The organism is Formosa bonchosmolovskayae, assembly GCF_051016085.1.
Lineage (GTDB): Bacteria > Bacteroidota > Bacteroidia > Flavobacteriales > Flavobacteriaceae > Formosa.
The window spans coordinates 1,283,320-1,296,575 of record NZ_CP174605.1; the positions used below are offsets into that span (position 1 = coordinate 1,283,320).

Genomic DNA, 13,256 nt, shown 5'->3' on the forward strand with positions numbered 1-13,256 from the left:
CTGTTTTATTACCTACATTCAGTACTTGTACTTCAATACAAATGTGTATTTTTGACAAGGTATGGCGTTTTATAAATATATTTTATGGATTTTGTATAGAGTATGGTTCTACATCCTTGTAGCAATTCCTATACTTTTACTTTTCCCTTTTCTTTTAATTTCAATTTTAAAAGAATCTTGGTATCCTTACTTTTTTAAGATGGCTAGATTGTGGTCTAAATTTATTTTAATAGGTATGGGGTTTCGTTGGAAGATAGAACGAGAAGAGGTCCCACAGAGCGGTAAAAGCTATATGTTTATCGCAAATCATACATCAATGACCGATATTATGCTCATGCTAGTTACGGTAAAAAATCCATTTGTATTTGTGGGTAAAAAGGAACTTGCAAAAATACCGTTATTCGGATTTTTCTATAAGCGAACTTGTATATTAGTAGATCGTGATAGTCTTAGAAGTAGACATGGTGTGTTTAAGCAAGCAGAACATAGATTACAGCAAGGCTTAAGTGTTTGTATATTTCCTGAAGGCGGTGTTTCCGAAGAGGATAGTCTTTTAGATGGTTTTAAAGATGGTGCATTTCGCCTGGCCATTAATCATCAAATTCCAGTTGTACCTATTACATTTGCAGATAATAAAGCGCGTTTCTCATTCGATATTTTTAGTGGTAGTCCAGGTCAAATGCGTGTTTGGGTTCACAAATTCTTAAATACGGAAGGATTGACACTAAAAGAGATTAAAGTCTTAAAAGAAGAGTCTCGGGACATTATTCTTAACCAGTTGTATGAATTTCAAAATGAAAAGAGCCTGACGACAGTAGTGCGCTAAGCTCCATAAAAGTATTAAAGCGTATTAAAATGTATAACTAAAACCGGTGTAGACTCCTATAATATAGGGTTTAAAGTTCCCTGAAGTATTATTGAAAGCATTTAATTGATATTTAAAAGTAGGTTCTAAATTTAAATAGAATCGTTTTGAAAAATTATAATCAAAACCAATTCCAAAATTGGTGCTAAAACTTATATCATTAATATTTGTAGCTTCTCCTATAAAGGTTTTATTAGAATTAACTTCGGAATAAATCCTATTATCGTCTAATATAAATGTGCTAAATCCGCCAATTACATGAATTCCAAAACGTGTATTTAAAATATTATATTCAATTTCTAAAGGCACTTCAAAATAATTTATATTCTGATTTATCGTACCTTTCTCACTAGATTTTGCTAGGGAGTTGCTCGCGATATTAGTGTCAACTTTATCCGAGCTAATAAAAGTTAGATGTTGGGCCTGATTGTCTGAAGATAAATGCTGCAAATTGGGCGTTTCTTTGCTGTTTACAAGCCCTGGATTCTCAAATAAAAAGACATCGTTAGTATTAAAACTTAGTTGTAGGTTGTTAACACCTGATCTTATTTTTATACGGTTGTTAATAGCATATCCAACACCAATTCCATAACTGGTATTAATCTCTCCAGATTTACTATTGTTTACAAACTGATCGTCTAGATGTGAGCCCTCTCCTGTGCTACCATAAAATACTGGTGCAAGGTTGGAGTGTACGTTCCACTTTTTAGGTCTTCCACCTTGTTTTGGAAGTGTTTTAGTGGCAGCTATGGCATCTTCTATGCTTAGAGTATCTAACGTTGAGTTTTCTTCAAGTACAGGGTTAGAAGGTGTTTCCTTGTCGTTTAAAACGATTTGGCCATCTTTTGTTGAATCTATAATTTTATTGTGGGTTTTGGTTCTAGAAGGCGTGTCTAAAATTGATTTCTCCTTAGCATTGTTATCTTGTTTTACGAGTGCATTCGGGGTAGTTGATTTTTTTTCTTTTACAGGTTTGTGTGTTGCTAAAATGTTTTCATTCGCATTTTTAACAGAATTATTTTTAGTTTTATTCGCAATAGAAGTTGAATTTTCTTCTTTATTTAGATGAGGTTGTTTATCTGTGCTATGCGGAGTTTCTGAGTTGGAGTCGTCTCCTGATTCATCTTTATCTTGAGTAATTGTTACGTTACTTTCAGAATCTATTTTAGTAGAAATTGGGGTGTCAGCAATTATATTAGGTGATGTAATTGTAGAATTATTTGCCTTATAAACAAAATTTCCAATAGCTAGTAACAATACTAAAATAGCGGCAACACCAGAAGCGCGCCACCATATTGGAATAACGCGTTTTGGCTTGTTTTGTTCTTTTAACTTCGCTTCGAGAGCATTCCAGACTTCTGGGTTTGGGGGAACGTCAAGGTCTTTTAAGCGCTCTTGAAATAAACGGTCTATGTTTTTTTTATCATTCATTTATACAGAATGTGATTCAAGATTTGAATTGTCTTTTTCGATTTTTTCTTGCAATATTTTCCGAGCTCTAGCTAGATTAGATTTTGACGTTCCAATAGAAATTTTAAGCATTTCGGAAATATCTTTGTGCGAAAAACCGTCTAAAACATAAAGGTTAAAGACCAATCGATACCTGTTAGGTAATGTTTGAATGAGTTTTAAAAGATAATCTAACGAGATATCTTCATGGTCGTTAACTTCTATGGTTTCATCAACAATATCGTCATTAATAATATCGAAAATACCTTTTTCGCGATAGCGCTGTAACGCTGTATTTATTGCAATGCGCTTTAACCAACCTTCAAAAGAGCCTGTGTTATTATATTGAGATATTTTACTGAATATAGTCAAAAAGGCATCTTGCAGATTGTCTTGAGCTTCTGCAGTGTTACGCGAATACTTTAAACAGACGGAATATAATTTGCTAGAAAAGAGCGTATATAATTCACTTTGTGCTTTAAGGTTATTCCGTTTACATTTATGTATGAGCTGGTCTAAACTCAAAGGTCGTTATTAGTTCGTTATTATTTTATTTTATTTTATTCTAAAACTTCAGTTTCGTATTCTAAAAATATACCTTCTCCATCTTCGTCTTCTCCAGTCCAAAATCTAAAAACGTATGGCCCTGCAGTTATTGGTTCAAAATCAAAATATACTTGAGTAGTTTCGTCTAGTTCTTCACACTCTTCTTCTGTGAAGATTCTATTAATTACAGCTACAGTTCTCACTTGAGTGTCAATTAATTCGCCGTTAGCATCTTCTATGTCTTCAGTGCTTCTTCGGTAATCTAGAGTGTAAAAACTATAACAGTCTGTTGGTCTAACATAATCTACTGTAATTCTGTATATTTTTCCAACTTCCATATCGTCTGGTATATCTGCAGATACTGTAGGTATTACACCGTAAGTGAAGTTAGAAGAATAATCGTCGTTTGTATCGCAAGATGCCAATGTTAAAGTGGCTACGAATAATAATAGTAATTTTTTCATGAGTTTATTTTTTTAATATAGGTTTATTCTGAAATTTGAACAGGATATTCTAAGAAAATACTTTCTCCATCGTCGTCTAGACCTGCCCAGAATCTAAAAATATACGATCCTGTTTCTAGAGTTTCGAAATTTACTGGAGTTTGTGCGATGACGTCTAAATCTTCACATTCGTCACCCGATTTCACTTCAATTTTATTAATAACAGCAAATGTTATAATTTTTGTTACCGTTGGTTCTTCGTCAGGATTGTCTTCGTTTTCAGTTTCTTCAACACTGCTTTCAATATTAGTAGTGGCATAAGAGTAACACGTTGTTGGCTGATTATAATCTATAGTAATTTTATAAGTTTGGTCGGTTACCATGGTTGCTGGAACATCGGCAGAGACTGTTGGCACAGCATCGAAATAGTAATCTGTGTCGTCGTCACTAGAATCGCAAGATGCTAGCGTTAATGTTGCTACAAATAATAAAAGTAATTTTTTCATGTCTATAAATTTAAAGGGTTTATTTATAGATGTAGAAATTTTAAAAAGGTTGCGTCGAAAAATGAAAAATCCCGAAAATAAATCGGGATTTAATCTTTTTGAACAGTTTAAAGTAAGACCTTACTGTGTTTAAATGCGAATTAATTATTCTTTCATCGCTTTAATGGCGTCCTTGATTTTAATTTCAAGTTCTTCAAATAATTCTGGATTATCTTTTATCATGACTTTCACAGCATCACGACCTTGTCCTAGTTTTGTGTCTTGGTAGCTAAACCATGATCCACTTTTCTTAACAATTTCTAATTCTACTGCTAAATCTAAAATTTCTCCTACCTTAGAAACACCTTGTCCGTACATAATGTCGAATTCTGCTATTTTAAATGGTGGAGCCACTTTATTTTTAACCACTTTTACTTTGGTTTTGTTACCCATAACGTTTCCATCAGAATCTTTAATCTGAGTAGATCTACGAATGTCTAAACGCACAGAGGCATAGAATTTTAATGCATTACCACCTGTTGTTGTTTCTGGGTTTCCAAACATCACACCAATCTTTTCACGTAATTGGTTAATAAAAAACATAGTACAGTTTGTCTTGCTAATAGAACCTGTAAGCTTACGAAGGGCTTGAGACATTAAACGGGCATGTAATCCCATTTTAGAATCTCCCATTTCACCTTCAATTTCACTTTTTGGTGTTAACGCGGCAACCGAGTCAATAACTACAATATCTATAGCTCCAGAACGCACTAAGTTTTCTGCAATTTCTAACGCTTGCTCTCCGTGATCTGGTTGAGAAATAATTAAGTTATCTATATCTACACCTAATTTTGCAGCGTAAAATCTATCGAAAGCATGCTCTGCATCAATAAATGCAGCAATACCTCCAGCTTTTTGTGCTTCGGCAATGGCATGTAATGTTAATGTTGTTTTACCAGAAGATTCTGGTCCGTATATTTCTATAACACGACCTCTTGGGTATCCTCCTACACCTAAAGCTAAATCTAAACCTAAAGATCCACTTGGTATCGCTTCAACCTCAACCACGGCTTTATCACTCATTCTCATTACGGTACCTTTTCCGTAAGTCTTGTCTAGTTTATCTAAAGTTAGTTGTAGTGCTTTTAATTTTGCTTCTTTTTCCTTGCTCATCTAATTGTGTTTTTTTACTGAAATAAGAGTTGCTAAAATACTATTTCTTTGGTCATCTAACAATTTTATAATGCAACCTTTTTCAGCCTCTAATAAAGTACGTAAAAATAGTGAGAACTAAAAATATCGTATGTCCTAAAAGTCTAGAATTGAGTTAACCTTTTCAGCCAATAGCAAACTATAAAGTGCTTTTTTGGGGATAAAATTTAGTGTTTTATCTAAAAGCAGTACCTTTGCAAAATATTTTTTAACCTTAAACACATTAGTATAGCATGCAACTGTACAATAAATTAAGTGCTAAAGAACGTGCAGAGTTAATCGAAGAAGCAGGAAAAGATCGATTAACACTCTCCTTCTACCAGTACGCCAAAATCGAAAATCCTCAATCATTTAGAGATCAGCTATTTATTACTTGGGACGCTTTAGACGTTCTTGGTAGAATATATGTCGCCCACGAAGGAATTAATGCCCAGTTATCCTTGCCGGCAGATCGCTTCAATGAATTTAAAACCCATCTTGATAGTATTTCATTTTTAAAAGATATTAGACTAAATATTGCTGTAGAGCAAGATAATATGTCGTTTTTAAAACTGAAAGTTAAAGTCCGTGATAAAATTGTTGCCGATGGTTTAAACGATGAGACTTTCGATGTTACCAATAAAGGTAGGCACGTAGATGCTATTCAATTTAACGAATTAATAGAAGATGAAAACACCATTCTTGTAGATATGAGAAATCATTACGAGAGTGAAATTGGCCATTTTAAAAATGCACGTCGTCCAGATGTCGATACGTTTAGAGAGTCGTTGCCTATAATAGAAAATGATTTAAAGGAGCATAAAGACGATAAAAAACTGGTTATGTATTGTACTGGTGGTATTCGTTGTGAAAAAGCAAGTGCTTATTTTAAGCATAAGGGCTTTAAGAATGTGTTTCAGTTAGAAGGCGGTATTATAGAATATACGAGACAAGTTAACGAGAGTGCTCTTGAAAATAAATTTGTAGGGAAAAATTTCGTGTTCGACGAGCGTCGTTCAGAACGCATTACAGACGATGTCATTGCGCGTTGCCACCAATGTGGTGAGCCAGCAGATACTCATGAGAATTGTGCTAACGATGCGTGTCATTTATTATTCATCCAGTGCGAAAAATGTAAAGTCGAAATGGATAACTGTTGTTCTACAACCTGTAAAGAAATTCATAGTTTGCCTTACGAAGAGCAGAAAGCGTTGCGTAAAGGACAGGGAAATAGTAACGACATATTTAAAAAGGGACGAGCAGATTATTTGCCTTATAAAAAAGATCTCAGAAATATTTACGAAAATTTCAACACAGATTCTTTAAAAGATTAGGTTATGCAACATATAGAATTAATGGCTCCGGCTGGAAATTTTGAATCCCTTCAGGCCGCATTAGATAATGGAGCAAACTCAGTTTATTTTGGAGTAGAGCAATTAAACATGAGAGCACGTGCTACAGTAAATTTTACTTTAGACGACCTTCATGAAATTGCAAAACGCTGCGAGGCGAAAAACGTGAGAACGTATTTAACTTTAAATACCATAATTTACGATCACGATTTATCGATTGTAAAAACCCTTTTAAAACAAGCTAAAGCCGCTAATATTACGGCGGTAATTGCCATGGACCAAGCTGTTATTGCTATGGCTAGAGAAATGGGAATCGAGGTTCATATTTCTACGCAAATAAACGTAACCAATATAGAAACGGTTAAATTTTATGCCTTGTTTGCAGATACTATGGTGTTAAGCCGTGAGTTGAGTTTGCGTCAGGTTAAGAGTATTACAGATGCTATAGAAAAGGAACAAATTAAAGGCCCTTCTGGACATTTAGTCGAGATTGAAATTTTTGGTCATGGTGCGCTGTGCATGGCAGTTTCTGGAAAATGTTATATGAGTTTACATTCGGCTAACTCATCTGCAAATCGTGGCGCTTGTAAGCAAAATTGCAGAAAAAAATACACGGTTGTAGACCAAGAGACTGGTTTCGAAATGGAATTGGATAATGAGTATATCATGTCGCCTAAAGATTTATGTACTATAGATTTCTTAGATGAAATTGTAGATGCTGGAATAAATGTATTAAAAATTGAAGGACGTGGTAGAGCACCGGAATACGTTGCCAAAGTGATTAAATGTTATCGTGATGCCATAGATAGTATTGAAGCTGGAACCTACAGTAAAGACAAAGTTATTGTTTGGATGCAAGAGCTAGAAAAAGTTTATAATCGCGGATTCTGGAGTGGCTATTACCTAGGTCAGAAATTAGGCGAGTGGAGTACAGGTTCTGGGTCGCACGCCACACAAAAGAAAGTGTATATAGGAAAAGGCACACATTTTTACCCGAAGGCAGAAATTGGCGAATTTAAAATTGAAGCTTTCGATGTTGCTATTGGTGATACCGTTTTGGTTACTGGCCCAACTACTGGAGCTAAAGAAATGAAAGTGGTAGATCTTATGGTTAACGATAAGAAGTCCGAAAAAGGCTCTAAAGGCGATTTGGTTACCATGCCTTTAAAATTTAGAATTCGACCATCGGATAAATTATACAAGATTGTTGAAAATAAAGTAGAAGCGTAATGGTTATTATTACCCTACAACGCAATAAATGTATAGGCTGTAATTATTGTGTAGAGTTGGCGCCCCGACAATTCCAAATGTCTAAAAAGGACGGGAAATCGGTATTACTACACGGTCAGGATAAAAAAGGATTTTTTACTTTAAAAAGTAACGATTACTCTATCTTAGATGCTTGCGAAAATGCATCAAAAGCTTGTCCGGTAAATATTATAAGTGTTAAGAATAATTAATTTTGCATTTTTTTACGATAATACGCATAGGTTTATAAAGCGTGCTGAAATCTGTATTAAATCGACTGAATTATGAAGTTAGGTCGAATTAATATTTCTTTTTTTTAAGTCTTTAGAATAATCATATCTTTACAAATCAAACTCAGGGTTATGTTTACCTAAACACTGAGTTTATAGAAGTTTCAATACTTGAGACTTCATTTTACTAATTCTCTTCTGTTAATCGCTGATTATCAGAATCTATATATACATAATTTATGGCTTGTGAAAGTTGTTCAACAGGAAAAGACGGCCAACCTAAAGGCTGCAAAAGTAATGGGACATGCGGAACGGATAGTTGTAACAAACTGACAGTTTTCGATTGGCTTGCAAATATGTCGCTACCAAACGGCGAAGCTCCTTTTAATTGGATTGAAGTGCGTTTTAAAAACGGACGTAAAGAATATTATAAAAACACCGAAAATTTAACCTTAAGTATTGGAGATATTGTAGCAACTCAGGCTGCAAATGGTCACGATATTGGAATGGTTACGCTTACAGGAGAGTTGGTGAGAGTACAAATGAAGCGTAAAAAAATTCCTCAAGATGGAGAGGTTTTAAAAATATACAGAAAAGCATCGCAACGAGATATCGACATTTGGTCTGATGCACGTGATAAAGAAGAACCTATGAAGGTTAGAGCGCGACAATTCGCAATCGATTTAAAGCTTCATATGAAAATCTCAGATATCGAATATCAAGGAGATGCTAGTAAAGCGACGTTTTATTATACTGCAGAAGAACGCGTAGATTTTAGAGAATTAATTAAAGTTTTTGCACGTGAATTTAGAACCCGTATCGAAATGAAACAAGTTGGTTTCCGTCAGGAAGCGGCGCGTTTAGGAGGTATAGGGTCTTGTGGTCGTGAGTTGTGTTGTTCTACATGGTTAACCGATTTTAGATCGGTAAGTACATCTGCTGCTCGTTATCAGCAATTGTCATTAAATCCGCAAAAATTAGCTGGTCAATGTGGAAAGTTAAAATGTTGTTTAAATTACGAATTAGACACGTATTTAGATGCCTTAAAAGCATTTCCTAAAACAGAAGTGAAGCTAAAAACTCAGAAAGGAACCGCTGTTTGTCAGAAAACAGATATTTTTAAAGGGCATATGTGGTATGCTTACGAAGGGGAATGGATGAATTGGCATAAGATTACAACCGAGCAAGCACAGGAAATAATTGCTTTAAATAAGAAGAATGAGCCTGTTGGTAGTTTGGAAGAATATGCGGTAGATTTATTAGAAGATACTAAAGTAGAGTTTGAGAACGTTGTAGGTCAAGATAGTTTAACGCGTTTCGATCAGCCTAAAAAACCTAAGCGACGCAGAACAAATAAAAATACAAATACGCCAAACGCTGAAGTGAAAGATAGTGGTGTGGCTACAAAGCCCGCAACAAAGAGACCGGTTAGAAGAAAAAAGCCTTCAAACCCAAATCAAAACCCTAACGCAAAGGCTAAGCAAAACCCGAATGCAAAACCTAATCCAAATGCAACTACGGCAGATGGAGAAGCTAAGCCTAAACCAAGTAGAAATAGTCGTAATAGAAATAAGAGAAAACCTCAAAATAAACAGAATCCGCAAAACGCTAACGCTAATCCAAACGCGAAGCCAAAGCCTAATCCAAATGCCAAGTCTAAGCCAAAACCTAGACCAAAGCCTAATGCTAAGCCTAATCAGAAATCAAATCCGAATACCAATGCAGAAAAGTAGTGCGGTTTTATTTTGTTTAAGCATACTGTTTGTATTCGCTTCGTGTGATTCCGGACATATGTTTGATGCTTATAAATCGGTGCCTGGAGCTTGGAATAAAGACAATGTGGTTCAGTTCGATTTTACACCCCCAGACACAACAAATGCGTATAATTTATTCGTAAATATTAGAAATAATAACGATTATAAATACAGTAATTTATTTTTAATAGTCGATTTAGAATTTCCTCATGGTAAAAGTCTAACAGATACTTTAGAGTATAAAATGGCAAAACCTAATGGCGAATTTCTAGGTGCAGGAGCAGGTAGCATCAAAGAAAATAAATTATGGTATAAAGAAGGTTTCATTTTAAATGAATCTGGACAGTATAAAGTAAAAATTCAACATGCCATGAGAGAAAATGGCAAGGTAAATGGTGTAATAAACCTTGAAGGCATTACAGATGTAGGCTTCAGAATAGAAAAACCAACAACACTTAATTAGATGGCAAAAAAGAAACAACCTGAAAAAAGCCAAAGCTTTGGTACATACATACGTTGGTTTTGGATTCTTTTCCTTACCGGTATTATCGCTGCTATATTACTATTTGTATCAGCTTCAGTATTTGGAGATCTACCAGATCACACGGTTTTAGAAAATCCTAAAACAAATCTTGCAACCGAAATTATTTCTTCAGATGGGAAGACATTAGGTAAATTTTATTTTAACGACAACCGAACTCCGGTCGATTATGAAGCTTTGCCTCAGCACTTGGTGGATGCTTTAATTGCTACCGAGGATGCTCGATTTTTTGAACATTCAGGTATTGATGGTCGCGGAACATTAAGAGCCATTGTGAAAATGGGTAAAGGCGGTGGTGCGAGTACCATTTCGCAACAGCTTGCAAAACAATTGTTTCATGGTGAAGGTTCTAAAAACATAGTAGAGCGTATTGGGCAAAAGATAAAAGAATGGATTATTGCTATCCGCTTAGAACGTCAGTATACCAAGGAAGAAATTATAGCTCAGTATTTTAATATTTACGACTTTTTAAATAATGCCGATGGTATAAAAAGTGCTGCAAGCATCTACTTTGGTAAACAACCCCAAGATTTAGATATTCAAGAATCGGCGATGTTGGTCGGGATGTTTAAAAATGCCTCAGCGTTTAATCCAAGAAAGTATCCTGAAGATGTAAGAAACCGTAGAAATGTGGTCTTAAGTCAGATGCAAAAATATGGTTATATCACAGAGCGTGTAAAGGATTCTATTCAACAAACACCGTTACAATTCACTTACACCCCAGAATCGCATCGTGAAGGTATTGCAACTTACTTTAGAGAGTATTTAAAGAAATTCATGAAAGACTGGATTAAAAATAATCCAAAAGCAGATGGTACAAATTACAACTTATATAGTGATGGACTAAAAGTGTATACAACTATCGATTCGCGCATGCAACAGTATGCAGAAGATGCCGTGCAAGATCACATGAAAAACTTGCAAGCAGAGTTTGACCATCAGAATACTCCAGATAGAAATCCTACAGCTCCATTTTTAGGATTAGATACAGACGAAATTAATGGCCTTATGAAGCGTGCTATGCGTCAGTCTGAGCGTTGGAGAAAGATGAAATACGACCTTAAAAAAACAAACGAAGAAATTATTGCATCGTTTGATGTGGCTGTTCCAATGACTGTGTTTTCTTGGGAAGGAGAGATCGATACAATTATGAAACCCATAGATTCTATGCGTTATTACAAGAAGTTTTTACATCCAGGTATGATGTCAATGGACCCAGAAACCGGACATGTAAAAGCATGGGTTGGAGGTATGAATTATCGCCATTTCCAGTACGATCACGTGCAACAAGGAAAGCGTCAGGTAGGTTCTACGTTTAAACCTTTTGTGTATGCAACTGCTATAGACCAATTGCATTTATCGCCTTGCGACGAATTTCCGGATGTACCATATTGTATAGAAGAAGGTCGTTGGGGAAATTTAAAAGATTGGTGTCCAGAAAACTCAGGTTTAACTTACGGTGGTACAAGAACACTTAAAGGAGCTTTAGCAAATTCTGTAAATACAATTACTGCGCAATTAATGGACAAGGTGGGGCCTGCACATGTTATCGATATGGCGCATAAATTAGGTGTGACTACCGAAATTCCAGAGGTGCCTTCTATTGCATTAGGTACTGTAGATTTAAGTGTTTATGAAATGGTAGCGGCTTATGCCACCTTTGCTAATCAAGGGGTGTATACCGAACCTGTCATGGTTACGAGTATCGAAGATAAAAACAACACTATTTTATACCAGTTTACACCTAAAACTAAGGATGTTTTAAGTGAAGAGGTAGCCTATGTTACTGTAAAATTACTAGAAGGTGTTACCGAAGGAGGTTCGGGAACACGTTTAAGAACGGTAGGTGCTGAAAAATGGAGTGCAGTATATCGAGAAATTATGACTGGATATCCTTACGAATTAAAGAATCCTATTGCTGGTAAAACTGGAACCACACAAAACCAAAGTGATGGTTGGTTTATGGGGATGGTTCCAAATTTAGTGACAGGAGTTTGGGTAGGAGCAGAAGATAGAGCTGTCCATTTTAAAAGTATTACCTACGGACAAGGTGCTTCTATGGCGCTTCCAATTTGGGGGTCTTATATGAAAAGTTGTTATGCAGATGAAGCTTTAAATATATCGACTGCAGAGTTCGAAGCTCCGGAAGAATTAACGATTAAGGTAGACTGTTATGATGATGCAAGTTCTTCAGAGAATGATGATAAGACACCTAATGTAGATGTACCGTCAGATTTAGATTTCTAAGTCAATTTTAATATATATTTAAAAGCCATTCTAAGCCAGTGCAGACTGTTTTAGAATGGCTTTTGTGTTTCCTATACTCTCAGCTCAAATGTGTTTATAAGACAATATATCGGTTGTTTTTATTAATTTCTAAATTTATAGGGCTTAAACCTTCTGATTTCGTATTTTTAAGTAGAATAAAATACAAAAAAAACATGATTACAAAAACTGTAGAATCTGTCGAAGATGCTTTACATGGAGTTTCCGATAATATGACGATGATGTTTGGTGGTTTCGGTTTATGTGGTATTCCCGAAAATGCAATAACCGAGTTAGTAAAAAAGGAAATTAAGGGATTAACATGTATTTCGAATAATGCCGGAGTAGACGATTTTGGATTGGGCTTATTACTTCAGAAAAAACAAATCAAGAAAATGATTTCGTCTTATGTAGGAGAAAACGATGAGTTTGAAAGACAAATGCTTAGTGGTGAGTTGGATGTAGAGTTAATTCCGCAAGGAACTTTAGCCGAACGTTGTCGCGCGTCACAAGCGGGTTTTCCTGCTATTTATACACCAGCTGGTTACGGTACTGAAGTGGCCAAAGGCAAGGAAACTCGCGAGTTCGACGGAAAAATGTATGTGTTAGAGCATGCATTTAAAGCGGATTTTTCATTCGTGAAAGCTTGGAAAGGTGATGCTGCTGGAAATCTTGTGTTTAAAGGTACGGCGCGCAATTTTAATCCAGTTATGTGTGGCGCCGCAAAAATAACCGTTGCTGAGGTTGAAGAGTTGGTTCCGGTAGGCACCTTAGATCCGAATCAGATTCATGTCCCAGGAATTTTTGTGCAACGTATTTTTCAGGGTAATGATTATGAAAAGCGTATTGAACAGCGAACAGTGATAAAAAAATAATTAATCAATTTA

13 protein-coding genes are annotated in these 13,256 nt (G+C 35.5%); 8 read left to right on the plus strand and 5 right to left on the minus strand.

The features are described from left to right. The first annotated feature begins 61 nt into the window (after window positions 1-61). Entirely contained in the window at window positions 62-826 is a 765-nt protein-coding gene (locus ACKC83_RS05325; RefSeq protein ID WP_434037286.1) for a lysophospholipid acyltransferase family protein, read from the plus strand. A 24-nt stretch (window positions 827-850) separates the two neighbouring features. On the opposite strand, the gene ACKC83_RS05330 is transcribed toward ACKC83_RS05325, so the two are convergent. From ACKC83_RS05330 to recA, 5 genes are all read right to left on the minus strand, one after another. Beyond that, window positions 851-2,296 carry a hypothetical protein gene (locus tag ACKC83_RS05330; RefSeq protein WP_434037287.1) on the minus strand — a complete coding sequence of 482 codons (1,446 nt, stop codon included), beginning with the start codon at window positions 2,294-2,296 and terminating at the stop codon, window positions 851-853. Continuing rightward, window positions 2,297-2,839 carry an RNA polymerase sigma factor gene (locus ACKC83_RS05335; RefSeq protein ID WP_434037288.1) on the minus strand — a complete coding sequence of 181 codons (543 nt, stop codon included), beginning with the start codon at window positions 2,837-2,839 and terminating at the stop codon, window positions 2,297-2,299. It abuts the gene before it with no gap. A gap of 35 nt (window positions 2,840-2,874) precedes the next feature. Next, complete coding sequence (locus ACKC83_RS05340; RefSeq protein ID WP_434037289.1) at window positions 2,875-3,324, minus strand: hypothetical protein; 450 nt, start codon at window positions 3,322-3,324, stop codon at window positions 2,875-2,877. 23 nt (window positions 3,325-3,347) lie between these two features. Next, window positions 3,348-3,809 carry a hypothetical protein gene (locus ACKC83_RS05345; RefSeq protein WP_434037290.1) on the minus strand — a complete coding sequence of 154 codons (462 nt, stop codon included), beginning with the start codon at window positions 3,807-3,809 and terminating at the stop codon, window positions 3,348-3,350. A 144-nt stretch (window positions 3,810-3,953) separates the two neighbouring features. Continuing rightward, window positions 3,954-4,961, minus strand: coding sequence for a recombinase RecA (gene recA, locus ACKC83_RS05350; protein ID WP_414035804.1), 1,008 nt, complete (start codon window positions 4,959-4,961; stop codon window positions 3,954-3,956). Window positions 4,962-5,233: 272 nt separating this feature from the next. Between recA and ACKC83_RS05355 the strand changes: the two genes are divergently transcribed. The 7 genes from ACKC83_RS05355 to ACKC83_RS05385 all read left to right on the plus strand — a co-directional run bounded on the left by ACKC83_RS05355 (window position 5,234) and on the right by ACKC83_RS05385 (window position 13,244). Then, complete coding sequence (locus tag ACKC83_RS05355; RefSeq protein WP_414035803.1) at window positions 5,234-6,313, plus strand: rhodanese-related sulfurtransferase; 1,080 nt, start codon at window positions 5,234-5,236, stop codon at window positions 6,311-6,313. Window positions 6,314-6,316: 3 nt separating this feature from the next. Next, window positions 6,317-7,561: a peptidase U32 family protein gene (locus tag ACKC83_RS05360; protein ID WP_434037291.1), complete on the plus strand. Its 1,245-nt coding sequence runs from the start codon at window positions 6,317-6,319 to the stop codon at window positions 7,559-7,561. Further along, window positions 7,561-7,791: a ferredoxin gene (locus tag ACKC83_RS05365; RefSeq protein ID WP_414035801.1), complete on the plus strand. Its 231-nt coding sequence runs from the start codon at window positions 7,561-7,563 to the stop codon at window positions 7,789-7,791. The genes ACKC83_RS05360 and ACKC83_RS05365 overlap by 1 nt, the downstream gene beginning before the upstream one ends. 257 nt (window positions 7,792-8,048) lie before the next feature. Next, window positions 8,049-9,542 carry a regulatory iron-sulfur-containing complex subunit RicT gene (gene ricT, locus ACKC83_RS05370; RefSeq protein WP_434037292.1) on the plus strand — a complete coding sequence of 498 codons (1,494 nt, stop codon included), beginning with the start codon at window positions 8,049-8,051 and terminating at the stop codon, window positions 9,540-9,542. Continuing rightward, complete coding sequence (locus ACKC83_RS05375; RefSeq protein WP_414035799.1) at window positions 9,529-10,026, plus strand: gliding motility lipoprotein GldH; 498 nt, start codon at window positions 9,529-9,531, stop codon at window positions 10,024-10,026. The genes ricT and ACKC83_RS05375 overlap by 14 nt, the downstream gene beginning before the upstream one ends. Continuing rightward, window positions 10,027-12,351, plus strand: coding sequence for a penicillin-binding protein 1A (locus ACKC83_RS05380; RefSeq protein ID WP_434037293.1), 2,325 nt, complete (start codon window positions 10,027-10,029; stop codon window positions 12,349-12,351). Between the two features lie 194 nt (window positions 12,352-12,545). After that, window positions 12,546-13,244, plus strand: a complete 699-nt coding sequence (locus ACKC83_RS05385) for a CoA transferase subunit A (protein WP_434037294.1) — start codon at window positions 12,546-12,548, stop codon at window positions 13,242-13,244. Window positions 13,245-13,256 lie beyond the last annotated feature (12 nt).

Excerpts from the sequence above, each read along its gene's own strand:
- ACKC83_RS05325 (WP_434037286.1), top strand. The coding sequence starts at position 62 with ATGGCGTTTTATAAATATATTTTATGGATTTTGTATAGAGTATGGTTC.
- ACKC83_RS05330 (WP_434037287.1), bottom strand. The coding sequence starts at position 2,296 with ATGAATGATAAAAAAAACATAGACCGTTTATTTCAAGAGCGCTTAAAA.
- ACKC83_RS05340 (WP_434037289.1), bottom strand. The coding sequence starts at position 3,324 with ATGAAAAAATTACTATTATTATTCGTAGCCACTTTAACATTGGCATCT.
- ACKC83_RS05345 (WP_434037290.1), bottom strand. The coding sequence starts at position 3,809 with ATGAAAAAATTACTTTTATTATTTGTAGCAACATTAACGCTAGCATCT.
- recA (WP_414035804.1), bottom strand. The coding sequence starts at position 4,961 with ATGAGCAAGGAAAAAGAAGCAAAATTAAAAGCACTACAACTAACTTTA.
- ACKC83_RS05355 (WP_414035803.1), top strand. The coding sequence starts at position 5,234 with ATGCAACTGTACAATAAATTAAGTGCTAAAGAACGTGCAGAGTTAATC.
- ACKC83_RS05360 (WP_434037291.1), top strand. The coding sequence starts at position 6,317 with ATGCAACATATAGAATTAATGGCTCCGGCTGGAAATTTTGAATCCCTT.
- ACKC83_RS05365 (WP_414035801.1), top strand. The coding sequence starts at position 7,561 with ATGGTTATTATTACCCTACAACGCAATAAATGTATAGGCTGTAATTAT.
- ricT (WP_434037292.1), top strand. The coding sequence starts at position 8,049 with ATGGCTTGTGAAAGTTGTTCAACAGGAAAAGACGGCCAACCTAAAGGC.
- ACKC83_RS05375 (WP_414035799.1), top strand. The coding sequence starts at position 9,529 with ATGCAGAAAAGTAGTGCGGTTTTATTTTGTTTAAGCATACTGTTTGTA.
- ACKC83_RS05380 (WP_434037293.1), top strand. The coding sequence starts at position 10,027 with ATGGCAAAAAAGAAACAACCTGAAAAAAGCCAAAGCTTTGGTACATAC.
- ACKC83_RS05385 (WP_434037294.1), top strand. The coding sequence starts at position 12,546 with ATGATTACAAAAACTGTAGAATCTGTCGAAGATGCTTTACATGGAGTT.